General features: G+C 36.0%; 15 protein-coding genes, 3 pseudogenes and 1 riboswitch. Of the genes and pseudogenes, 15 read left to right on the top strand and 3 right to left on the bottom strand.

Annotated elements, in window-relative coordinates; translation table 11 throughout:
- The first annotated feature begins 9 nt into the window (after positions 1–9).
- The 4 genes from QWZ06_RS23740 to QWZ06_RS23725 all read left to right on the top strand — a co-directional run bounded on the left by QWZ06_RS23740 (position 10) and on the right by QWZ06_RS23725 (position 4,173).
- Positions 10–1,167, top strand: a complete 1,158-nt coding sequence (locus tag QWZ06_RS23740) for a DUF4350 family protein (protein WP_290301609.1) — start codon at positions 10–12, stop codon at positions 1,165–1,167.
- A 65-nt stretch (positions 1,168–1,232) separates the two neighbouring features.
- Entirely contained in the window at positions 1,233–2,264 is a 1,032-nt protein-coding gene (locus tag QWZ06_RS23735) for an AAA family ATPase (RefSeq protein ID WP_290301608.1), read from the top strand.
- 128 nt (positions 2,265–2,392) lie between these two features.
- Entirely contained in the window at positions 2,393–3,715 is a 1,323-nt protein-coding gene (locus QWZ06_RS23730; RefSeq protein WP_290301607.1) for a DUF58 domain-containing protein, read from the top strand.
- A gap of 38 nt (positions 3,716–3,753) precedes the next feature.
- Entirely contained in the window at positions 3,754–4,173 is a 420-nt protein-coding gene (locus QWZ06_RS23725; RefSeq protein WP_290301606.1) for an OsmC family protein, read from the top strand.
- Between the two features lie 229 nt (positions 4,174–4,402).
- On the opposite strand, the gene QWZ06_RS23720 is transcribed toward QWZ06_RS23725, so the two are convergent.
- Complete coding sequence (locus tag QWZ06_RS23720; protein ID WP_290301605.1) at positions 4,403–6,829, bottom strand: T9SS type A sorting domain-containing protein; 2,427 nt, start codon at positions 6,827–6,829, stop codon at positions 4,403–4,405.
- A 185-nt stretch (positions 6,830–7,014) separates the two neighbouring features.
- Positions 7,015–9,629: pseudogene (locus QWZ06_RS23715) on the bottom strand (MGH1-like glycoside hydrolase domain-containing protein).
- Positions 9,630–9,817: 188 nt separating this feature from the next.
- A riboswitch (SAM riboswitch) is annotated at positions 9,818–9,925 on the top strand.
- Positions 9,926–9,987: 62 nt separating this feature from the next.
- On the opposite strand from QWZ06_RS23715, the gene QWZ06_RS23710 reads away from it, so the two are divergent.
- The 8 genes and pseudogenes from QWZ06_RS23710 to metF all read left to right on the top strand — a co-directional run bounded on the left by QWZ06_RS23710 (position 9,988) and on the right by metF (position 20,295).
- Complete coding sequence (locus QWZ06_RS23710; protein WP_290301604.1) at positions 9,988–10,926, top strand: alpha/beta fold hydrolase; 939 nt, start codon at positions 9,988–9,990, stop codon at positions 10,924–10,926.
- 3 nt (positions 10,927–10,929) lie between these two features.
- Positions 10,930–12,468, top strand: coding sequence for an ACT domain-containing protein (locus QWZ06_RS23705; RefSeq protein ID WP_290301603.1), 1,539 nt, complete (start codon positions 10,930–10,932; stop codon positions 12,466–12,468).
- A gap of 118 nt (positions 12,469–12,586) precedes the next feature.
- A pseudogene (locus QWZ06_RS23700) lies at positions 12,587–13,746 on the top strand (O-succinylhomoserine sulfhydrylase).
- A gap of 96 nt (positions 13,747–13,842) precedes the next feature.
- Entirely contained in the window at positions 13,843–14,853 is a 1,011-nt protein-coding gene (locus QWZ06_RS23695) for a homocysteine S-methyltransferase family protein (RefSeq protein ID WP_290301602.1), read from the top strand.
- Positions 14,854–14,936: 83 nt separating this feature from the next.
- On the top strand, positions 14,937–16,028 hold the full coding sequence (locus QWZ06_RS23690) for a fatty acid desaturase family protein (protein WP_290301601.1): 1,092 nt from the start codon (positions 14,937–14,939) through the stop codon (positions 16,026–16,028).
- 1 nt (position 16,029) lies between these two features.
- A complete protein-coding gene (metH, locus tag QWZ06_RS23685) occupies positions 16,030–18,690 on the top strand; it encodes a methionine synthase (RefSeq protein WP_290301600.1) in 2,661 nt (886 codons plus the stop codon).
- Positions 18,691–18,715: 25 nt separating this feature from the next.
- Entirely contained in the window at positions 18,716–19,234 is a 519-nt protein-coding gene (locus QWZ06_RS23680) for a hypothetical protein (RefSeq protein WP_290301599.1), read from the top strand.
- Between the two features lie 102 nt (positions 19,235–19,336).
- Positions 19,337–20,295 (top strand): annotated as a pseudogene (gene metF, locus QWZ06_RS23675) (methylenetetrahydrofolate reductase [NAD(P)H]).
- A 259-nt stretch (positions 20,296–20,554) separates the two neighbouring features.
- On the opposite strand, the gene QWZ06_RS23670 reads toward metF, so the two are convergent.
- Positions 20,555–21,706, bottom strand: coding sequence for a hypothetical protein (locus tag QWZ06_RS23670; protein ID WP_290301598.1), 1,152 nt, complete (start codon positions 21,704–21,706; stop codon positions 20,555–20,557).
- Between the two features lie 101 nt (positions 21,707–21,807).
- Here QWZ06_RS23670 and folE point away from each other — a divergent pair, with 101 nt between their 5' ends.
- From folE to cysS, 3 genes are all read left to right on the top strand, one after another.
- Positions 21,808–22,473 (top strand): GTP cyclohydrolase I FolE, encoded by a 666-nt coding sequence (folE, locus tag QWZ06_RS23665; RefSeq protein WP_045490962.1) that lies wholly within the window; start codon positions 21,808–21,810, stop codon positions 22,471–22,473.
- A gap of 3 nt (positions 22,474–22,476) precedes the next feature.
- Positions 22,477–22,908 (top strand): DinB family protein, encoded by a 432-nt coding sequence (locus QWZ06_RS23660; RefSeq protein ID WP_290301597.1) that lies wholly within the window; start codon positions 22,477–22,479, stop codon positions 22,906–22,908.
- Positions 22,909–23,031: 123 nt separating this feature from the next.
- On the top strand, positions 23,032–24,498 hold the full coding sequence (gene cysS, locus QWZ06_RS23655; protein WP_290301596.1) for a cysteine--tRNA ligase: 1,467 nt from the start codon (positions 23,032–23,034) through the stop codon (positions 24,496–24,498).
- Positions 24,499–24,630 lie beyond the last annotated feature (132 nt).

Here is a 24,630-nt window from a genome sequence, read left to right as displayed (position 1 = left end):
CCATTAACCATGAATAAGACTTTCAGAATATATGCTGTGATCTTCATCGTTGTGATGGTTATTTTGGCGTTGCTTGATGTGAATAAAAAAGAAACTACCGATTGGCGTAAAAACTTTGATATCAATGAGAAATCACCGTTTGGTCTGTTTGTTTTCAATAATGAAGCCAAAGACCTTTTTAAAACTCATCTAAAGAAGATTGAGCAGGTTCCTTATGAATATTATAGTCAACACAAAAAAGAAGCCCATAATATTGTTGTTATTGAAACTGATATTGACACAGAATCCTGGAAGAAAATTATGGATCAGGTTTCAAAAGGTTCGGATGCTATGGTGATCATGAATCTTATGCCTAAGGAAATTGCAGACAGTATCGGATTTCATAGTTCAGAGATTTCATTTGAGGATGAAAATGTATTAAAGTTTACAGATAAGAAATACCAGAATGATTTCATACAATTAGATAAATTTCCTTCAGGAAAAGGCTTTTCATTTATCAAGCCGGGTATAGAAGTTCTAGGGAAAACAGTAGAGAAGAAAAATACGGATCAAGCAAACTTTATCAAAGTAAAATTTGGAAAAGGAAATTTCTATATTCATAGTGAACCTCTTTTTCTCACTAATTATTATTTGCTGAAACCAGGCAATGTAAAATATGCACAGGATGTATTTTCTTATCTTCAGGATAGGGAAACCATTTGGTTTGTGGAGAATAATGCCAATGTTTCACATTTCTTTATGCGATTTGTATTAGGAAATCCAGCTTTGAAATATGCTTGGTGGGTATTCCTTGGGGGACTTATTCTTTTTATATTCTTTAATGCAAAAAGGAAACAAAGAATAGTGCCCGTTATAGAACCATTGAGGAATACATCTCTGGATTTTGTGAAAAGCATAGGGAATTTATATCTTCAGGAAGGCGATTTTCATGATATGATGGCTAAAAAAGCTCAGTACTTCCTGAATAAAGTAAGACTGGATCTTCTGATTGATACCCAGAATTTAGATGAGGAATTTGCTAAAAAACTACAACTGAAAACGGGAAAACCTATAGAAATGATTAATGAGGCTATTAGTCTGATTAAAAAAGCCCAAGATCCTTATGCCAGTGTAATGAAGGAAGATTTGGCAAGAATCAATAAATTACTAGACGAAATATTAAAATAAGAATCCCAAAGGGACAATTTAGCCAAAGATAGAACGAAGTCCTATCAAAACCAAAGAAAAAAATTATGGAAAATATTGATAACCCGAACATAGAAAATCAACCTTCTATAGATCTTAATAAAAGTGAAGATCAGTTTCAGTCAAGAATTGATATGATTGAGCTTCGTGCAAGCCTGGATAAAGTAAAGGCAGAAATAGGAAAAGTAATTGTAGGGCAGGAGAAAATGATAGAACATTTACTGGCAGCATTACTTTCCAACGGACACGTTTTGATTGAAGGTGTTCCCGGGGTTGCCAAAACGATTACAGCAAAACTATTAGCCAAAACGGTGGATGTTGGTTTCAGCAGGATACAGTTTACGCCGGATCTGATGCCTTCCGATATTCTGGGAACCTCAGTTTTCAGTGTGAAAAATTCTGAATTTGAATTTAAAAAAGGGCCTATTTTCTCCAACTTTATATTAATTGATGAGATCAACAGATCACCAGCAAAAACTCAGGCCGCCTTATTTGAAGTAATGGAAGAAAGGCAGATTACAATGGATGGTACCCGTTACATTATGGATGAGCCATTTCTGGTGGTAGCTACCCAAAATCCAATAGAGCATGAAGGTACATACAGACTTCCTGAAGCACAACTAGACCGTTTCTTGTTCAAAATTAATGTAGGATATCCTAACCTTGAACAGGAGATTGCGATCATTAAAAATCAGCATGAAAGCAAGAAAGAAGATAAAACAGAAGGTGTACATCATGTTATTACGGCAGAACAGCTGAAAAGTTATCAACATTTGGTAAAGGAAATCATTGTTGAAGCCCAGCTGATGGAATATATTGCTAAGATTATTATCAATACCAGAGAAAACCAGTTCCTGTATCTCGGAGCTTCACCAAGAGCATCATTAGCACTGCTTACCGCTTCTAAAGCTTTTGCAGCATTGAGAGGGAGAGACTTTGTCACGCCGGAAGATATTAAAGAAGCAAGTTATGCTGTTTTAAGGCACAGAGTAATTGTTTCTCCAGAAAGAGAGATGGAAGGTCTTACTGCTGATGAAATTATCCGTCAAATCTTAGAAGGCATAGAGATTCCAAGATAGGGTATAGGTCATTATTGAAATAACAAAAATGTTGAATGGTTTAATTAACTCCTTACAATAATAACCCTTACCATGAAGTTAATGAATGCCTATCTAAAACCTATAAACTGCTACCTGCCACCTAAACAATGAAAAACTTATACATCAATACACGTTTCTTCTTTACACTCATCGGAGTGGGAATACTGTATGTCCTGGCATTTTTCTTCCCGGTGTTGATGTGGGCAGCCCACATTGTACTATTGTTATGCTTTCTTGCAGTTATGGTTGACTATTTGCTGATTTTTAATCAAAAAAATGCAATTCAGGCGCAAAGAATATTACCGGAAAAACTGTCTAATGGTGACGAGAACTTTGTGAAGATTGATATTAAAAATAACTACAGCTTTAAGATCAAAACTAAGGTTATTGATGAAATACCTTTTCAGTTTCAGAAAAGAGACTTTTTGATAGAAAAGACAATAAGCTCCGGAGCCAATACATTCTTTCAGTATAGCTTAGAGCCTAAGGAAAGAGGAGAATATCATTTCGGAAGTTTGAATATTTATGCTTCATCGCCGCTGGGATTAATTTCAAAAAGGTTCAATTTCCAGAAAGATGCAATGTTGCCTTCATATCCATCATTTATTCATTTAAGAAAATATGAATTGATGGCTTTGCAGAGTGAATTTATGTTAGGTGGAATCAAAAAGGTGAGAAAGTTGGGACATACCATGGAATTTGAACAAATTAAAGAGTATGTGCCGGGAGATGATATCAGAACGATTAACTGGAAAGCGACATCCAAAGCCAATCGTTTGATGGTCAATCAATTTCAGGATGAAAAATCACAACGTATTTTCATGTTGATTGATAAAGGAAGAACCATGAAGATGCCATTCAAAGGGTTGAGTCTTTTAGATTATTCCATCAATGCAACGATGGCTTTATCCCATATTATTCTTAGAAAAGGAGACCGGGCGGGAATGATGACTTTCTCTAAAAAGGCTGAAAATAAAATTGCGGCTGAGAATAAATCCGGGCAGCTTAAAAAAATATCAGAATCGCTTTATAATATTAAAACAGACTTCTTTGAAAGTGATTTCAATAGATTATATCAGGATGTAAAATACTCTATCAACCAACGAAGTCTGATCCTGTTATTTACGAATTTTGAAACGTTGGACGGATTAAACCGTCAATTGAAATATCTTAGAGGAATTGCTAAAAATCACTTATTGGTAGTGGTATTCTTCAAAAACTCAGAATTGCAGACCTTAATCAATAAGAATCCAGAAAATATGCAGGAAATCTATGATGAGATCGTTGCAGAAAAATTCGAATTTGAAAAGAAACTGATCATTCAGGAACTTCGCAAATACGGTATTTATACAGTCTATACACTTCCTGAGAATTTGAATATCGATGTTATCAATAAATATTTGGAGATAAAAGCCAGAGGAATTTTATAATTTTGCAACAAGCAACAAGCAACAAGCAACAAGCAACAATGAAAATAACACTTAATAGAATCAACGACGATTTTTTATTTGAATGTACAAATAGTCAAGGAAATTCCATTCTTTTAGATAATACATCACAGCCGGGAGCCAAAGGTGTTTCCCCAATGGAGAGTGTCATGATGGCGGTAGCCGGATGCAGTGGAATAGATGTAGTTTCTATTTTAAAGAAGCAACGTCAGGAAATCAAAAGCTTTCAGGCAGAAGTAGAAGGGGAGAGAGTTCAGGTAGATGAAGCAAAACCTTTTAAATCTATGCAAGTGAAATTTCTTTTAGAAGGAGAAATTGATCCTAAGAAAGCTTTAAAAGCAGCAGAATTATCTTTCGAAAAATACTGCTCCGTATCAAAAACATTAGAACCGAATGTAGAAATCGGGTATGAAGTATGGGTAAACGGAGAAAAGATTTAAAATTATAGTGAGGCTTGAGGGTCTCATTTTTTATTTTACCACGGATGCACAAATAAAATAATTCATGAGCATTATACAGTCTAAGAACTATTGGACTATGTGGTTTAATTTTTCTAACCCAGTTTATGCAAATAAAAAAATATGCTTGCATCTATGGCAAAAAAAGATTGTGTACAAGAAAAGAAAACCGGATGTTTCATCCGGTTTTCTCTTTTATAGTTTTACATCATTAATTTTTAATTATTTTCTTTATTAAAGTTTCCTTATCAGTGATAACCTTTACAATATATACTCCTGAAGGTATATGTTGGATAGAAAGCTGAGCCGTCTCAGCATTGATCCCTGACTGCTTTTGAATCAATTTTCCAAGTCTGTCATAGATTTCTATAGAAGATATTTTTTGATCAGAGCTAATAGAAAGATTTCCTTTTGTAGGATTAGGAGATATTTTGACAGAGAATTTTTCCTGTGCAGTAGAAGTTGCCAATACTAGATTATCAATGGGACAATCGCTGTTTACAGTACATCCTGTTATACCCCCCATATCAAGCTCGTCTTGTACATTTTGGATTTGGCTGGCATCACAGCAAATATACTGGAGGTTGGAAGCATTATAAGGAAGTGATAACGATTCGTTAGCCCCATTTTTGGCATATATCTTTTCCAGTGTCGATGACGAAAAAGCAACTAATTGTAAATTGATACAATTATTTACATTAAACGTTTTTGTATAATTAGGTGTATTAGCATAAGGGAGATTCAGATTACTGTAAGCATAATCAGGATCATGTTCATAGATCATTCTGATTTTAGCATGACCACTGAAATCTACATCTACCATTCGGTTTCTTCCAATAATCAAGGAATCAAGATTAGGGAAATTCTGAATATTCAAAGTGGTGAGATGGTTACTGAAAAGCCCTAAATTTTTAAGATTGGATGAAGTTCCCGTAATGGTTTGCAACGAATTAAATGCTCCATCTAATGACACAACACTTGGTATTGTGGATATATCCAAATGGGTAAATTTATTACCTGTTAATTTTAAATTTTTAAGTTTGTTGGTATTGATGAACTCATAGGCTGTTAATTCATTTCTTCTGACATCGATAGATTCTAAGTTCTGACAATTTTTAATTTTTAAATGATTCAGTGTATTATAACTTACATTTACTGAATGAAGAGAAGCACAGTCTTCCACTTCTAAGCTGTTTAACGCCCAGATGGGAACATTCGTGAAATTATTGGTAGAACTACTGTGATTTAAATCCTGTAAAACAGGACAGTTTTTTATTACAATGGATTTTAAACCTTCCTGCCCGTTAAAAGAAGCGTTAGCAAGCGCAGGGCAATTTTGAATGTTTACTGATTGCAGAAATTCTGTATTAAAATCAGGAATAGGACTATTATTAACATTAAAATACCCTGCACTGATGAATAGGCTTTCCAATTGAGGTAATCCATTAATTGCAAATTGAGTTAAGGTATGGTTATCAATAATAAGCTTTTTCAACTTCAGATTATTATTAATGGTTAGATTCTGAAGATTTCCATAAAGATTAATAGGAGCTGTGGTATAAGCAAAATACCCTAATTCCAGGTTTTCAAGATTTATGGCATTGGTAGCATCGAAAGATGTTCCTGAATATTTGGTAATTTTAATATCCTTTAGAGCCGGAGTATTATTCATCAGCAATACTTCGTTGCCAGCAAGTTTTACAGAATGCAAAACAGGAGAACTATTGATATTTAAGGTTCCTAAATATTTAGAATAACACTCAATGCTTTGCAAATTAGGTGAAGATTCGGCAATAAGACCTGTTATATTGGAGTTTTCATTAATGTTTAGGTTCGTAATGAGAGGGCAAGCGCTTATATTCAGAGTTCCAAAATATTTAGGCGAGGAACCGGGAAATGTATCTCCCATATTGATATTAACCGAATTCAGCAGATTAGAATGGCTTACATCGAGAGAAGATAATCCTAAAGAATTGATGGTAACCTGTGTTAAAGATTGATGATGACTTAGATTTAAAGTTCCTGATGTTGTTCCTGAAGTGAAAAAATATCCTTGTAAAGTCAAAGTTTCCAGCTGTGATAACCCTTCAATAGTGGATAAGACATTCTGATAAGTAGTAGAAGTAAATCCAATATTTAAATTTTTAAGTGCAGGATTGTTTGTGAAATTTTGTAGATAAATTCCTTTTATAGAAAGGTTTTTCAGATTAGAACAATGGGTTATTGATGCATTTCCGGGATCAGAATTATTAAAAGAAACCTCTAGATTTTCCAGAGTAGGAAGGTTATTGATCGTAAATGGATGAGTTGGAACATTCCAGTAATCAATTTTTATATTTTTAATATGGGTAAAAGATAAGACACCTTGATAATTCTGGATAGGATTATTTCCTGTTGCATTGATATCCAGATTGATGATTTCCAATGAGCCTACCTGATCTGCCTCACTTTGCTGTATGTTACCATCATTATTACTGTCGATTGCAAAATAATTCCCATTTAGGTTTTTAGCAATCGTATTACTGGGAGATGATGATAGAAGGAATGTTTTTAAATTGGTATCAGGAATATCAACGATCTGCGCTTGCATCCCTAGTGTACATACAAGGGAGGCAAACAAAAATAATTTTGTTTTCATATTTGTTTGTTTTTTTTAATTAAGTAAATCTAATAAAATAAAGAGAAATATGAAATGGAGTTTTTGTTAATGTTTGATGCTTTTTTTATTGTAATTCGCTGATTTCTATTTTTTTGATCAATTTGAAGAATGAAAAATGCCGAATGAAACATCCGGCATCTATGATTTATTATTCGTTATTTTTTTTAAAATGTCAATCTCGGTTTTATAAGTTTGGCCACAGTTGCTGTCCATCCTGTCTGATGAGAAGCCCCTACGCCACGTCCGTTATCACCATGGAAATATTCGAAGAATGTGATGTAATCTTTAAAATGTTCATCATAATTGAACTTTGGATTCCCACCATTGAAAGCTCGTTGGCCATGTTCATCCTTTAAGAATATAGAACAAAGCCTTTTGCTGATATTCTGAGCTACTTCATCCAGGTTTTTCTTCTCACCACTTCCGGTTGGAAATTCTACTTTCAGGCTGTTTCCATAATAATAATGGAAGCGCTGTAAACTTTCCACAATCAGGAAATTGATAGGAAACCAGATGGGACCACGCCAATTACTGTTTCCGCCAAACATTCTGCTATCACTTTCTGCAGGAGTATAATACACCATATTTTCATTGCCATGAACAGAGAATACAAACGGATTTTCCTCATATACTTTAGACATTGCCCGGATACCATAAGAACTTAAAAATTCCTTTTCATCAAGCATTCTCGTTAATACCTTTGTCAGTCTGTTCTTGCGGAGAATACTCATCAGATGCTTTCTTCCCTGGCCTTCCTCATCCCAATGAGAAACAAGTTTAGTAAGTTCAGGTTTATTTTTTAAGATCCATTCCATTCTGGTTTTGAAGTTGGGCATCTTTTCCAGAAGGCGATGATCTACAATTTCTACAGCAAATAAAGGAATTAACCCGACAATACTTCTCAATCGTAAAGAAACACTATCTCCGTTTCCAAGCTGAAGAACATCATAGAAGAATCCGTCTTCTTCATTCCATAGCCCTTTGGTACCTTCGCCCAGGTTTTCCATAGCTTCTGCGATATAAAGATAATGTTCGAAGAACTTAATCGCCATATCTTCATACACCTGATAATACTGAGCGAGTTCCATAGCGATTCGCATCATATTTAAAGCATACATCGCCATCCAGCTTGTCCCGTCTGCCTGCTCGAGATGCTGTCCCTCTTTTAGCTCCATATTCCGGTCAAAAGCTCCAATGTTATCAAGCCCAAGAAAACCACCACCAAAGATATTTTTTCCGTTCTTATCCTTTCGATTTACCCACCAGGTGAAGTTGAGCAACAGCTTTTGGAATACCTTTTCAAGGAATAATAAATCCGGTTTTCCATTGTTTTTTTCATCAATTTTAAAAACCCTGAAGCATGACCATGCATGTACAGGTGGATTCACATCACTCATATTCCATTCATAGGCGGGAAGCTGTCCATTAGGATGCATATACCACTCTTTGGTAAGAAGTAAAAGCTGCCCTTTAGCAAATTCTGCATCAATAATAGATAAAGGTACACAATGAAAAGCAAGATCCCAGGTTGCATACCAAGGGTACTCCCACTTATCAGGCATAGAAATAATATCCTTATTGTGAAGATGATTCCATTCGGTATTCCTTACATAGTCATTAAAGTTTCTTGGAGCTTCAAAATTAGGATCTCCTTTCAGCCATTTCCCGATATTATAGTGATAAAATTGTTTATTCCATAGAAGGCCTGCGAAGGCCTGTCTTTGCACATTCCTTTCGTCTTCATTGGTGGTATCATTCTGAATTTCATGATAGAACTCTTCGGCTTCAGATTGTCTGATTTCAAAGATTTTATCAAAATTTTCAAAAGGCTCATCACTTTCCTCAGGACATAGTCTGAATTCAAAGACCTGAGATTGTCCGGCTCCAATGAGTTCGTCAATTAGAAAAGAAGCTTTGCTTCCTCTTTTTTCAGGGTTTACGGTGTTACTATGATGGACGATAAAATCATTGATCCCATCTTTAAAATAAGTATTTCTGCCTGTGGTGCTCCATACAGCTTTGGAGTATTGGTTTCATTTTCGCAGAATACGCTTTGGGCATTTCCATTTCTTGAATAAAACTTTTTGATGGAAATACTGTCGTGTCCAATAGTAATACTTCCGTCATCGGAGGCATTCATTTCTCCTTTATAGGTATTATAACCCCATTTCCAGTTGTTTCTGAACCAGGCTGTTGGTGCTACTACTATCGGAGCATCTTGTTGGCTTCGGTTGCAAACCGTAACCCTTACCAGAATATCATTGTGATCTGCTTTACAATATTCAATGAAAATATCAAAATAAGCATCATTATCAAATATTCCGGTATCAAAGATCTCATATTCCGGTTCCTGTTTGCTGCGTCTTCCGTTTTCAGCAACAAGTTCATCATAAGGGAATTCATTAATCGGATATTTATAGACCATCTTCATATAGCTATGAGTAGGAGTGTTATCCAGATAATAGAAAATTTCCTTGATGTCTTCACCATGGTTTCCCTGAGGGTTGCTCAGACCAAAGAAACGCTCTTTAACGATTTTGTCTCTTTTATTCCAAAACGAAAGAGCAAAACAGAACAATTGCTTTACATCAGAAATTCCAGCAATACCTTCTTCACCCCAGCGATAGGTATAACTTTCCGCATTATTATGATTGGTGTAGTTCCATGCATTTCCGTTCGGGCTATAGTCTTCCCGTACATTTCCCCATTGCCGGTTGCTTACATAAGGTCCCCAGTTTTTCCATTTGGTATCTTGTAATCTTTCTTTTTCGGCGATCATATATCATCATTTTTCCATACGAAGGTAGCTTTTTTGCAAAATAATTCCAATTGTTTTTGTCTGAAGAATAATTAATATACCCTTGAAATACTTGTCTTTAAGGGCTTTTTAAAATATTAAATTAATTTTTTTTTGATTTTAAAAGAAAAGAACTACCTTTGCACCATTCGTTCATTCAAATATTGAAAATGTTATCAAGAAAGGTTGAGGGATTAGACCCTATGAAACCTTAGCAACCCTTTGCGCAAGCAAAGAAGGTGCTACGTTCTACCAAAATTATTTTGGACAGATAACTTACTGAAGTTCTTTTCAGCCATTTCCTGTGGCATTTTCAATTGTATTAAAATATATAATAGAATTGAAAACAGAACTAAACTATATTAATCTTTCGTATCAAACTCATTCCCAAAAGGAATACAATATCTCGTTGAGCTATGAGCTTTTCGGGAAAGACCTGTTTACAGCCCCTGTCATTTTAATCAACCATGCCCTTACCGGAAATTCAAACGTATCCGGAGAAAAAGGCTGGTGGAAACAATTGGTAGGCGAAAATCAGATCGTTGATACCGACAAATATACTGTTCTGTGTTTCAACATCCCCGGAAACGGATACGATCATTTTTTAATTGAAGACTATGAAGACTTCACCCCTTCAGATATAGCGAACATATTTCTGAAAGGATTAGAGGCTTTACATATTACAAATTTATACGCCATTATTGGAGGCTCCCTTGGAGGAGGAATTGCATGGGAAATGTTAGCAAAGCAACCAAAGCTAGCCGAGATTTTTATTCCCATTGCCTGTGATTATAGAACACACGATTGGCTGCATGCACAATGTCTGGTTCAGAAATTTTTATTGAATGATAAAGATGAACCATTGCAAAAAGCTAGAATTCACGCCATGTTGTGTTATAGAACTCCGGAATCACTTAATGACAGATTTCAAAACAAATACAATCAGGAAAAGCAACGCTTACAATCAGAAGACTGGCTGGTTTATCATGGCAATGCACTAAACGAAAGGTTTAGTTTACAGGCGTACAAACTGATGAATCATTTGCTGATGAATATCAATGCTGATGAAATAGCTCTGGAGAGCATACAAGCACGAATGCACATGATCTCCGTAGATACAGATTTATTCTTCCCGGCTTCTGAAATCCGAATGTGTTTTGAGAATCTGAAAAAGAAAAAGGAGAATGTCTCTTATCACGAGATCCAATCTATACACGGGCATGATGCCTTCCTAATGGAATATCAACAATTAAATAATATCATAAAAAACATTTTATAAGTAATGAAAAATGCTAAAGAAATAAAATTTTTGAAGAACAGATCAATTGTCAAATTTGAAGGAGAAGATTTCTTAGGAGAAATCGGAATTGACGGACGAATTTTTAAAGCGCTTACTTTAGCGCGTATCAGTGTGGGAGTAATCTCTCAGCAAGCCATAGAAAACGGAATTTCTATTTTAGTTCACGAAAACGATGCTGAAAAAGCAGTAGCTTGTCTTATTGATGAGTTTGAAGCAGAAAGAAAATCAGGAAAAGTATCTCAAATATATAGCATCAACAATGTTTCTGTGATTGGTTTTGTAGCAGAAGATTCCAATAAAGTCTTTGCAGAATTGGCTAGAAACAATGTTTTCCCATTGCTGCTCAATCAGGTTGCCGGTGAAAACAGAGTGAACATTGTAGTGACTTCTTCACAGGATGAAAAAACCAGAAACATTATAGAATCTGAGATCTTCAAAAAACCGAAGACCGTTCATCTGGCTATTATTGGCCATGGAAATGTAGGGAAAACATTAATCGAACAGGTTCTTGAGTCTTCGGAAGAAATTAAAAGACGTAAAAAAGTAGATCTGAAAGTTGTTGCTGTAGCCAATTCAAAGAAAATAGCATTCAATAAAAAAGGATTTGATAGTAATTGGTCTGATGAGGTGTTAACGGCAGAACATTCTTCAGATGTTCAGGAACTCATCAATTTCTCCAATGAAAATCAATTAGAGAACCTGATTGTGGTAGACAATACAGCAAGTAAGGATTTTGTTAAAAATTATCATGCATTAGCAGAAAACGGATTCGATCTGGTTTCTTCCAATAAGATCTTCAACACCCTTCCGATTGAAGAATACCGTAAACTAAGATATACGTTGAGTAAAAATAACAGACGTTATCTGTATGAAACTAATGTAGGAGCAGGACTTCCGTTAATTGATACAATTAAATTATTGCACCTTTCAGGAGAGAATATCACCAGAATTAAAGGCGTTTTTTCCGGAACATTGAGCTATGTTTTCAACAATTTTTCATTGAGAGACGATAAATTCTCCACAATTATCAATGAAGCTTTGGAAAAAGGATATACTGAACCGGATCCAAGAGAAGACCTATCTGGAAATGATGTAGCAAGAAAACTATTGATTTTGGCAAGAGAACTAGACTTAATCAATGAATTTGAAGATATCAATATTCAAAATCTGGTTCCGGAAAGCTTACTTGAAGTTTCAAAATCAGAATTTCTTACAAGATTAGACGAGCTGGATGAAGAATACCAAAAGATCAAAGAAAACCAGGAGCCTGGTCATGTATTGAGATATGTGGGAGATTTACATGGCGATTTACAGAAAGACAAAGGGGAGTTAGATGTAAAACTGATTTCTGTTCCTGCAACTTCTGCTTTAGGGCAGTTGAAAGGTTCAGATTCCATCTTTGAAATCTATACAGAAAGTTATGGTGAAAATCCAATTGTGATTATGGGAGCCGGAGCCGGAGCACAGGTAACTGCAAGAGGTGTATTCGGTGATATTTTAAGACTAAGTGAAACAAAATAAATTAATGTAACAATCTAACAATGTATCAGTTTACCAATGGCTATCATTGTCATTCTGAACAAAGCGAAGAATCTCATTGTTACACTGTTAGATTGGTACATAGACAAATTAAAACTATATGGAAAATTTCGAAACATCAGCAATAAGAACCCAAACGGAGAGATCTCAGTTTGATGAGCACTCCACGCCATTATACCTTACCTCCAGCTTTATTTTTCAGGATGCTGAAGATATGAGAGCAAGCTTTGCTGAAGAAAAACCTAAAAACCTGTACAGCCGTTTCTCTAATCCGAACGTATCTGAGTTTACAGAGAAGATTGCCAAAATGGAAGGTGCTGAAGCAGGATATGCCTTTGCAACCGGAATGGCAGCAATCTATTCTACATTTGCAGCTTTGCTAAGTGCAGGAGATCATATTGTAAGTTGCCAGTCGGTTTTCGGATCTACTCACACTTTATTCACCAAGTATTTCCCGAAATGGAATATTGAAACCACTTACTTCAAAGCAGGAGATGCAGAGAATGTAGAACAATATATAAAGCCGAATACAAAGATTTTATACCTTGAAACCCCTACCAATCCTGCGATTGAAATTTTGGATCTGGAATTTTTCGGACAAATCGCTAAAAAGCATAATCTGATCTTTATTGTAGATAACTGTTTTGCAACACCTTATCTTCAGCAGCCGATTAAATATGGTGCGGATGTTGTTGTACATTCTGCAACGAAGCTGATCGATGGACAGGGAAGAGTATTGGGAGGAATTGCAGTAGGAAAAGAAGACCTGATCAGAGAGATCTATCTTTTCGCAAGAAATACAGGGCCTGCATTGTCTCCTTTTAACGCATGGGTATTATCAAAAAGCCTTGAAACATTAGCCATCCGTGTGGAAAAACACTGTGAGAATGCATTAAAGGTCGCTGAATTTTTAGAAAATCATCCTAATGTAGAACTTGTAAAATATCCATTCCTGAAATCCCATCCAAACTATGAAGTTGCCAAAAAGCAGATGAAGCTTGGTGGAAATATCGTTGCTTTTGAAATAAAAGGAGGAATAGAAGGCGGAAGAAACTTCTTAGATAAGATCCAGATGTGTTCATTGTCTGCCAACTTAGGTGATACAAGAACGATCGTAACCCACCCGGCATCTACAACGCACTCTAAATTGTCAGATGAAGAAAGAACGAAGTAGGAATTACTGCAGGATTAGTTCGTTGTTCAGTAGGGTTGGAAAATGTAGACGATATCATCGCAGACTTGAAACAAGCCTTAGATTAATCACAAAGAGCCCCAACGGGGCGATTTACCCAAAGATAGAACGAAGTCCTATCCAACCAACTATCAAACTATCCTCACTCAACAACTATAAAAGAGATGACAAATATAGAATCACTAAACAAAGCCCTCAAAGAACGCATCCTCGTCCTGGACGGAGCGATGGGAACCATGCTTCAGCGATACAAGTTTGAAGAAGAAGACTATCGTGGTGAACGTTTCAAAGACTGGGAGCATCCGGTAAAAGGAAACAACGATTTGCTTTCCCTAACACAACCTCACGCGATTGAAGAAGTACACAAGAAATACCTGGAAGCAGGAGCTGATATTATTGAAACCAATACTTTCTCCGGAACTACCATTGCGATGGCTGATTATCACATGGAAGAACTGGTATACGATCTAAACTATGAGTCGGCCAAAATTGCCAGAAAAGCCTGTGATGAATACACGGCCAAAACTCCGGATAAACCAAGGTTCGTAGCAGGATCAATAGGCCCAACCAACAGAACAGCAAGCTTAAGTCCTGATGTGAATGACCCTGGATACAGAGCTATTACTTTTGAAGAGCTGAGAGTCGCTTACAAACAGCAATGTGAAGCTTTATTAGATGGAGGTTCAGATATTCTATTGGTAGAAACCATCTTTGATACCCTGAATGCTAAAGCAGCATTGTTTGCAATTGATGAACTTCAGGAAGAAAGAGGAATAAGAATTCCAATCATGGTTTCTGGAACCATTACCGATGCTTCAGGAAGAACATTGAGCGGACAAACAGCAGAAGCCTTTTTGATTTCTGTTTCCCATCTGAATTTATTAAGTGTAGGCTTTAACTGCGCTTTAGGAGCAGACCAGTTAACGCCTTACCTGGAAACTTTGGCTCATAACTCAGAATTCTATGTTTCAGCGTATCCGAATGCCGGTTTACCAAATGCCTTTGGAAAATATGATGAAACACCGGAAGATATGGCCAGACAGATCAAAGAATATGCAGAAAAAGGATTGATCAATATTATTGGCGGATGCTGTGGTACAACTCCGGAGCATATCAAGGCGATTGCCGAGCTGGTAGAAAAATATGAGCCAAGAAAATTGAAGGAATTTGTGTAATTAGATAGATTTTTTTAATTAAAATCAATAATGAAGGCTGGATTATAAATATTATCTTTAAGTGAATCACAAAATTTAATATAATGGAAAAGCCGAGTTACTTAAAAGATTCAGATGATGCCAGGTTATTTAATGAGCTGAGAAAGAAAGTGAACCAACGGGTAGAAGCCATTCCTGAAAACAGGGATATTTATATCAAGATCAAAGCGATTCTTTTGCCACTGATCTATGTAGGTTTATATTTCTTCGCTGTATTAAATGCTGAAAGACATTGGGTATATATCCTGAGTTTTGTTTTAATGGGAATTTTCCTGGTTTTAATTTATTTAAATCTGATCCATGAAGCAGCCCACAACAATATCTTTAAAAGTAAAAGGCTGAATGAAGCGGTGCTGCATATTTTTGATTTCATAGGAGCCAATTCCTATATCTGGAAGAAAAGACATATCGCAAGTCACCATGCCTATCCGAATGTGGATGGCTGGGATACCGATATTGAGCAGAGTGGTTTGCTTTTAATAGTACCTTGGATTAAGGCAAAAGGAGTTCAGAAGTATCAGCATAGGTTTTTCTTTTTAGTATATCCGCTGTATTTATTCAATTGGATGTTCATAAGAGACTTCAGGGATTTCTTTGACAAGGAAAGAGTGATTTTGAAAACGCAGGGAAGAATCCCTGTCATAGAGAAAGTGAAAATGGTGAGTTATAAACTATTTTACTTTTTTTATCAAATTGTAGTTCCGGTTGTGTTCTTTAAAGTATCAATTGGTTTGGCTTTAGGGGCTTGGTTTTTACAGGTGATTGCAGCAAGTATTTTTGCATTGTTTGTTTTATTGCCACTGCATCCGCTTCCTGATAATGCCTTTCCAAGATTAAATAAAGATAATGGTCTTCCATTCAGCTGGCTTCATCACCAGTTTGAAGTGACCAATGATTTAAAAGAAAATAACTGGTGGGTAAGAAATGTATTAGGAAATTTTAATTTCCATGTGGCACATCACCTTTTCCCCAATTACAGTTATATGTATTACAATGAGATCACAGAAGAGATCGAAGAATTTGCTAAAGAACATGGCTTGGCATACAAAAGATTTCCGCTGTTCACCGCTTTAGGCAAGCACAGGGACTTATTAAGGCAGAATGCAAATAATGCCTACTATATTTTAGAAGAATAAAATGAAATATTTAAGATTATCAGGCCTTGAGCCTCTTATCATAACACCGGAAAGTAATTTCATCAACGTTGGTGAAAGAACCAATGTTGCCGGTTCCAAAAAATTTTTAAGACTCATCAAAGAGGAGAAATTCTCTGAAGCATTAGACATTGCCCGCCATCAGGTAGAAGGAGGGGCACAGATACTTGATGTCAATTTTGATGACGGATTAATTGATGGAAAAGAATGCATGGTCAAATTTCTGAACTTAATAGCATCAGAACCAGATATTGCAAGAATTCCAATTATGGTAGACTCTTCCAAATGGGAAATCCTGGAAGCAGGTCTGCAGGTGGCACAGGGAAAATGTGTGGTAAATTCCATCAGTTTAAAAGAAGGAGAAGAAGAATTTATCAAACATGCCAAAGCCATCAAAAGATATGGTGCAGCAATGATTGTAATGGCATTTGATGAGGTAGGGCAGGCTGACAATTTTGAACGAAGAATAGAAATCTCAAAACGATCTTATGATATCCTGGTGAACCAGATCGGGTTCCCGGCAGAAGATATCATTTTCGACTTAAATATCTTCCCGGTAGCAACGGGAATGGATGAGCATAGAAAAAATGCCATCGATTTTATAGAAGCGACACGTTGGGTAAGACAAAATCTTCCTTATGCATCCGTAAGTGGAGGAGTAAGCAACGTTTCTTTCTCATTCCGTGGAAATGATACGGTAAGAGAAGCCATGCACTCCGTATTCCTTTACCATGCCATTCAGGCCGGAATGAATATCGGTATTGTAAATCCTGCGATGCTGGAAGTTTATGATGAGATTAATAAAGAATTGCTGGAGCTGGTAGAAGATGTAATCCTTGATAAGAGAGAAGACGCTACAGAAAGACTTCTTGATTATTCCGAAAAACATAAATCAGTTAAGAAAGAAAAGGTTGAAGATCTGGAATGGAGAAACAATCCTTTGCAGGAAAGAATTACCTATGCCTTGGTAAAAGGAATTGACCGTTTTATTGAAGAAGATGTAGAAGAGGCCAGACAGGTAGCTGCAAAGCCCCTTCATGTTATTGAAATCAATCTGATGACAGGAATGGGCGTTGTGGGTGATTTATTTGGAAGTGGGAAAATGTTCCTTCCACAAGTTGTAAAATCAGCAAGGGTAATGAAAAAAGCTGTCGCTTATTTACAGCCTTATATTGAAGCTGAAAAAGACGGATCAAGACCAGCCAATGGAAAAATCTTGATGGCAACCGTAAAAGGTGATGTTCATGATATTGGAAAAAATATTGTAAGCGTAGTTTTAGGATGTAACAACTACGAAATCGTAGACCTTGGAGTAATGGTTCCAGCTGAAAAAATTATTCAGACTGCCATTGCAGAAAAAGTAGATGTCATCGGATTAAGTGGATTGATTACACCAAGTCTTGATGAGATGGTATATATCGCTTCAGAATTGGAAAGACAAAACCTTGATTTTCCATTATTGATTGGTGGTGCTACTACTTCAAAGGCACATACCGCAGTGAAAATCGATTTGAAATATAAAAATGCCGTTGTTCACGTTAATGACGCCTCAAGAGCGGTAAACGTGGTAAGCTCATTATTGGGAGACAGAAATAAAGAATATGTTTCTGACCTGAAGAACGATTATTCTGATTTCAGAGAGAAATTCCTGAACAGACAAGTGGATAAAGATTATGTGTCCATTGAAGAAGCCAGAGAGAACCGTTTCAAAATAGATTGGGAAAACGAAGAAATCTTCACTCCGAATAATCTAGGTATAAAAGTAATCGAAAATCAGGATTTAAGAGAATTATTACCATTCGTCGATTGGTCACCATTCTTTAGAAGCTGGGATCTTCATGGGAAATACCCGAATATCTTAGAAGATGAGGTGGTAGGAGTACAGGCAAAAGAACTCTTCAAAGATGCACAGGTTATTTTAAAGAGAATCTTGGATGAAAAGCTGTTAACGGCAAAGGCAATCTTCGGAATCTTTAAAGCCAATTCTAACGAAACAGATGATATTCTGATTTTTGATGAAAATAATAACGAAAAGGTTAAGTTTTTAACCCTAAGACAGCAGGCTCAAAGATCAAAAGGTAAAGATTATCTGGCATTAAGCGACTTCATCGCTCCACAAAGTTCGGGAAAGACAGATTATATGGGAGCATTTTGTGTAACCACAGGTTTCGGAACAGATGAGTTGGCAGAAGAATATGAAAAAGCCAATGATGATTATAATGCGATCATGGTAAAAGCTTTGGCAGACCGTTTTGCAGAAGCTTATGCCGAATTTTTACACAAGAAAGTAAGAACAGAATATTGGGGATATGCCGTTCAGGAAGATTTAAGCAATGAAGAACTGATTGCAGAAAAATACAAAGGAATCCGTCCAGCACCGGGATATCCGGCTTGTCCTGACCATTTGGAAAAACATGCGATCTGGGATTTATTGAAAGTTGAAGAAAATATTGGAGTGTATTTGACAGAAAGTCTGGCAATGTTCCCTACAGCAGCTGTTTCAGGATATTATTTCGGAAGCCCACATGCAAAATATTTCGGACTGGGAAAAATCGCAGAAGACCAATTAAAAGAATACTCAGAGAGAAAAGGAATTTCTTTACAGGAAGCGAGAAAGTGGTTGTCACCAAATTTAGCAGATTAATACGATGAGATTTTTAATTAAATATTTGGAACTTAAAACAGGTTTTGCTGATGATGGCCCTGCCTGGATTGCAAAAGTGGAATTTTCTAAAAGCAAAAAGTCTATTTATTTTAATGACAGATGCTTGATGGGAAATGGTCATGGAAATTGCCAGGATATTGAAACAGATGAAGTTTTTTGGGTATCAGGTATCAAGAAAAATGGAGATGATAGACATTCTTGTGGCTCAGGTAAAATATTCATTGACAGAAATGTCATTGATGATTATTTAGAAATTACTGGTAGAAATGAGCTCGACACAGCAAAATTTATTGTAGTTGATATAAAGAAAACCCAAAAATCAAGATTTACAGATATTCAAAATAGTAATTTTTCTGCTGTTACTACTTTAGGTGATTTTTATGATTTATCAGAGCTGAACGAAAAAGAATTGTTAGAAACAATAGTTTATCTTAAAAGAAAGGAATCGTATACCCAAAATAAATTTTTAACTCAAAAAATAGTAGAAGCCGAAAGGTATTTAAAGAGTATTCAAGAAGACTAGAGATTTATTCAAGAGAAGAGAGAATGGGGAAGCCTCAATCTGGTAGATTTAATTTTAATTAAAAATCCAAAATCTTCACTCAAAATCATCAACTATAATAAAATGAAGATAACAGAACACATAAAAAACGCAAACGGAAAAACTTTATTTTCCTTAGAAGTGGTTCCGCCACAAAAGGGGATTGGTATTGAAGACTTGTATACGAATATAGACCCGTTGATGGAATTCAACCGCCATTCATCGATGTTACCACTTCAAGAGAAGAATATATTTATCTAGATAAAGGAAATGGATTAATGGAACGCCGTATCACAAGAATGCGTCCCGGAACATTGGGAATTTGTGCAGCCATTCAGCATAAATATAATGTAGATACCGTTCCACACTTATTATGTGGAGGTTTTACCAAAGAAGAAACAGAATATCTTTTGGTAGACTGTATGTATTTGGGGATTGATAACGTGATGGCGCTAAGAGGTGATGCTATGAAGGGACATCAGTATTTCGAGCCTACTCAAGGCGGCCATGCCAGTGCCATGGATCTTGTAAACCAGATCAACAATCTGGGAAGAGGAAAATATCTTCATAACGAAGAGCAGGTTTGTGATGAACTTAATAAATTCTGCATCGGAGTAGCAGGCTATCCTGAAAAGCATATGGAAGCACCTTCCATGAATTATGACCTGAAATGGCTGAAACAAAAAGTAGATGCCGGAGCAGATTATATCGTCACTCAAATGTTTTTTGACAATAAAAAGTACATTGAATTCGTTCAGAAAGCAAGAGAGATGGGAATTACGGTTCCAATCATTCCGGGAATTAAGCCGATTGCCACCAAAAAGCACTTGAAAATCTTACCTCAGGTATTCAAAATAGACCTTCCGGAAGAATTGATCAATGAAGTGGAGAACGCAAAAAACAATGAAGCCGTTAAGCAGATCGGAATAGAATGGGCCATCGCCCAGTGCAAAGAACTTCTGGATTTTGGAGTTCCCGTTTTACACTTTTACTCAATGGGGAAAAGTGATAACATCAAAAAAGTAGCCGGTGAGCTATTCTAATAAAAGTACCAAAAATGAAAGTAGCCTTGTCTTAAACGACAGGGCTTTTTATTGTAATCGGATCTGTTATAGAAAATTCTTACAAAGATAAATCCAGATAAATTAAAAAGCCGCAGGTTACACACCTGCTCAGAAAGAACACAGCCGCAAATAAAACTTTGCATCAAATAATTTGCAGCCTCCAAAAGAAGTAAACTAAGCCTTTAGTCAATCATCAGACTTCAATAACTCCCATCTTCCAGCCTCCATCTTCCTTACCCTAAAGAATCACATGCCTCTCAAACTCCTTATCCCGATCAAATAAATATCGATAGGTCGCCAGTTTCCTCGTCACAGTAGTATCAAGAGTCTCCGCAATCTTAATCATTTTAGGATTAAAATCACCAATCCATTGAAGCTCAGTAATCGTAAAATCCGTGTGTTTTCTTAAATGTTGGGTGCCTTCCCAGATCATATACCCATCAATCCCTTTCCTTTGCCATTCAGGAACCACACCGAACACCAGTCCAACCATTTTTTCATTCTTCTTAAATCGCTTTAAAAACAAAAACTTAAGCTTTTCAAAAACTCCAAACTTTCCGTTGAGGTATTTAAACCACTGGTTGAGATCCGGAAGATTGATCCACATGGCAATAGGCTGATTATTTTCATACACAAACCATGAGATATGTTCATTCATAATAGGTTTCATCGTGTTGAACATTTTCAGAACCTTGGCTTCTTCAAGTTGCTTTCCTTCCCCATGAGCCGCCCACGCTTTATTGTAAACCTCTGTAAAGTCTTTAGCAAACTTAGGAAGATTATTCTTTTTCATAGGTTGTGCAGAAATGGCCGGATTTCTCCTGTTTTTCTCGTGAGCAATGGTAAAAACGCGCGAAACTTCTGCAAATACAGGTCTCGTAAAACAAAGTTGTTCAAAATAAATCTGAAATCCGTAATTTTCAAAAAGATCTTTGTAATAAGGGAAATTATAGTTCATTCCATACAAAGGCTCTATAAAGCCTTCAATCAAAAGCCCCCAGAACTTATCCCGCTCTCCGAAATTGATAGGACCATCCATCGCCTCCATCCCTTTTTCCTGAAGCCAGTTTTTACAATGATCAAAAATGAAATTGGCGGTTTCCTGATCGTTAATACAGTCAAAAAAGCCAATACCTCCGGTAAGTTGCTTTTGCTCATAGCAGTTGTTGACAAACACAGCTACTTTTCCAACCGTTTTACTATCTTTTTTAAATAGAAATCTCTTACACTCTCCATTCCTGAAAAATTTGTTCTTTTCTTGATTAAAAATCTCCTCAATGTGCTGATCTAAAGGGCGGATATAATTTTTGTCATGTTGATAAAGTTGTGCGGGAAATTCCAGAAATTCCCTTTTGTGGTCTTTGTTGTGTACTTCTTCGACAATAATCATATAGTTTTAATCAGAGTAGGTTATAAAAGATAATGATTTTCGCTCCATTTGAAATATATGGAAACGATATTATCCGTATTTTTGCTGCAAATTAAATAAAAATGGTTGATTTTACTGATAACGACGATGATATTTTCACTGGAAAAGAACATACGCCTATAAGGGAAGATGCTTTTGATAAATCGCCACAGGAAAAAATTGAGAAAATTACTGAGCTTTTTGGAGAAATCATGGAAACATTAGGATTAGATATGACCGATGACTCTCTAAAGGATTCTCCGAAGCGTGTTGCTAAAATGTATGTGAACGAGATTTTTGGAGGACTTCTTCCAGAAAATAAACCGGGTATCTCTACATTTTCCAATAAATATAAATACCGTCAGATGTTGGTGGAAAAAGATATCACGGTATACTCTTTTTGTGAACACCACTTCTTACCTATCATAGGAAGAGCACACGTTGCTTATATCTCTAATGGAGAAGTAATTGGTCTTTCAAAGATTAACAGAATTGTGGATTATTATGCAAAAAGACCACAGGTTCAGGAAAGATTAACAATGCAGATTGTAGAAGCTCTGAAAGAAGCTTTAGGAACAAAAAATGTAGCATGTATCATTGATGCCAAACACCTTTGTGTAAACTGTAGAGGAATTAAAGACACCGCAAGTTCTACTATTACAGCAGAATTAAGTGGAATCTTCAGAACCAATCCAATTACAAGACAAGAGTTCTTACATTATGTAGGAAGCCATGCAAAACTAGATTAATTAATGAACTGCCATGTCTTAAAAAATATTGTAGATGCAGAGCTTCAGAGATTCCAGACAATTTCTGAAGAAGAATGGACTTACAAAGTAACACCGGAAAAATGGTCAAAAAAAGAAATAATTGGCCATCTTTGTGACAGTGCTTTTACAAATATCCGTAGATTTGTAGTCACTCAATATAAAGAGAACGAGAATATCGTATACGATCAGAATGCCTGGGTAAAAGCTCAGAACTATCAGAATATTCCAACGGCTGATGTGATCGGTCTTTGGAAAGCCTTAAACTACCAGGTTGTTCATATCGTTGAAAATATTCCTGATGAAGCATTACAGAGAACTTGTGATACAACCAAAACAGAACCTCAAAGTTTTACACTAGAATTTCTGATTAAGGATTATGTAGATCATTTGCAGCATCATTTAGAATCGATTTAATTATGATAAAATTTAAAAAAGTTTCACATAAAATTTTTATCACGACAATTATTTGTTGTGACAGATTTTTATTTTAACTAATTTTTGAATCTTAAAACTATTGAATCTTTTAATAAAAAATAAATGCAACTAAAAATATACAACTCGCTTACAGCGGAAAAAGAAATATTCAAACCCATCTTAGAAGGAAATGTAGGAATGTATGTCTGCGGACCCACAGTGTACAGCAATGTGCATTTGGGAAACGTAAGAACTTTCCTGTCTTTCGATTTTATCTACCGTACCCTAATGCATTTAGGATATAAGGTAAGATATGTAAGAAACATTACCGATGCAGGGCACCTTACTGATGACGGAGACGTAAATAATGATAGATTCGTTAAGCAAACTCGTCTTGAAAAATTGGAACCCATGGAAATTGTACAAAAATACACTGTAGATTTCCATAAAGTTCTAGAGATGTTTAATCTGCTTCCTCCTAATATCGAGCCTACAGCAACAGGACATATTGTAGAACAAATCGAGCTTACTCAAAAATTAATAGATACAGGTTTTGCTTACGAAAGCAATGGTTCTGTATATTTTGATGTATTAGAATACAATAGAAGAGGACTGAACTACGGTGAACTTTCAAAACGTAATATAGAAGAACTTTTTGCCAATACCCGTGATCTTGATGGGCAAGGCGAAAAGAAGAATCCACAGGATTTTGCTCTTTGGAAAAAAGCATCTCCAGCTCACATCATGAGATGGAATTCTCCTTGGGGAGAAGGATTCCCAGGATGGCACCTTGAGTGTACAGCGATGAGTACTAAGTATTTAGGTGAAACCTTTGACATTCATGGAGGAGGAATGGACTTGAAATTTCCACACCACGAATGTGAGATTGCCCAAGGAAAAGCTTGCAATGGAGCTGCACCAGTACATTACTGGATGCATGCCAATATGTTGACCATGAATTCTCAACGTATGAGTAAGTCTACAGGAAATTATATCCTTCCGATGCAGTTGGTAACAGGAGATAATGATTTCTTTGAAAAATCTTTCCACCCGTCAATTGTACGTTTCTGTTTCCTACAGGCACATTACAGAAGTGTTTTGGATATTTCCAATGATGCTATGATTGCCAGTGAAAAAGGATTTATCAGATTGATGGAAGCCGTGAAAGTATTGAATTCTATTACTCCTGATGATAACAAACAATCAACATTCAGCCTTACAGAGTGGAAAGATAAATGTTATGACGCATTAACAGATGATTTCAACTCTCCAATTCTGATCGCTCACTTATTTGAAGCCGTAAAATACATTTTTGCTTTAAATGATGGTAAAGAAACAATTTCAACATCAGATCTTGAAGAGTTGAAATTAACATTGAATGCATTTATTTTTGACGTGTTAGGATTACAGGCAGTAGAAGAAAACAATAATGAAAAATTAGATCAGACCCTAAAAGTTTTGATTGAACTTAGGAATCAAGCAAGAAAATCCAAAAACTTCGAACTTTCAGACCAGATCAGAGATAAACTACTAGCTGAAGGGATAGAATTAAAAGATGGAAGAGACGGAACATCCTACGTTCTGAACTAAAAATAGAAACCTCGGTTTTACAATCATTCCGTAAGAAGCCTACTCTAAGGATTCTTACGGAATTTTTTTATCCACCCTTGAAAGCATATTTATGTGACTAAAGATTTTAATATTCAACTCTTTCATACACCC

It is taken from the genome of Chryseobacterium tructae (assembly GCF_030409875.1).
Classification (GTDB): Bacteria; Bacteroidota; Bacteroidia; order Flavobacteriales; family Weeksellaceae; genus Chryseobacterium; species Chryseobacterium tructae.
This window is presented reverse-complemented; position numbering and strand designations above follow the sequence as displayed.

What these genes read in the sequence shown, in the direction of transcription:
- QWZ06_RS23670 (WP_290301598.1), bottom strand. Translation starts at nt 21,706, where the DNA reads ATGATTATTGTCGAAGAAGTACACAACAAAGACCACAAAAGGGAATTT.
- metH (WP_290301600.1), top strand. Translation starts at nt 16,030, where the DNA reads ATGAAATATTTAAGATTATCAGGCCTTGAGCCTCTTATCATAACACCG.
- QWZ06_RS23720 (WP_290301605.1), bottom strand. Translation starts at nt 6,829, where the DNA reads ATGAAAACAAAATTATTTTTGTTTGCCTCCCTTGTATGTACACTAGGG.
- cysS (WP_290301596.1), top strand. Translation starts at nt 23,032, where the DNA reads ATGCAACTAAAAATATACAACTCGCTTACAGCGGAAAAAGAAATATTC.
- QWZ06_RS23660 (WP_290301597.1), top strand. Translation starts at nt 22,477, where the DNA reads ATGAACTGCCATGTCTTAAAAAATATTGTAGATGCAGAGCTTCAGAGA.
- QWZ06_RS23695 (WP_290301602.1), top strand. Translation starts at nt 13,843, where the DNA reads ATGACAAATATAGAATCACTAAACAAAGCCCTCAAAGAACGCATCCTC.
- QWZ06_RS23740 (WP_290301609.1), top strand. Translation starts at nt 10, where the DNA reads ATGAATAAGACTTTCAGAATATATGCTGTGATCTTCATCGTTGTGATG.
- QWZ06_RS23730 (WP_290301607.1), top strand. Translation starts at nt 2,393, where the DNA reads ATGAAAAACTTATACATCAATACACGTTTCTTCTTTACACTCATCGGA.
- QWZ06_RS23705 (WP_290301603.1), top strand. Translation starts at nt 10,930, where the DNA reads ATGAAAAATGCTAAAGAAATAAAATTTTTGAAGAACAGATCAATTGTC.
- folE (WP_045490962.1), top strand. Translation starts at nt 21,808, where the DNA reads ATGGTTGATTTTACTGATAACGACGATGATATTTTCACTGGAAAAGAA.
- QWZ06_RS23690 (WP_290301601.1), top strand. Translation starts at nt 14,937, where the DNA reads ATGGAAAAGCCGAGTTACTTAAAAGATTCAGATGATGCCAGGTTATTT.
- QWZ06_RS23735 (WP_290301608.1), top strand. Translation starts at nt 1,233, where the DNA reads ATGGAAAATATTGATAACCCGAACATAGAAAATCAACCTTCTATAGAT.
- QWZ06_RS23725 (WP_290301606.1), top strand. Translation starts at nt 3,754, where the DNA reads ATGAAAATAACACTTAATAGAATCAACGACGATTTTTTATTTGAATGT.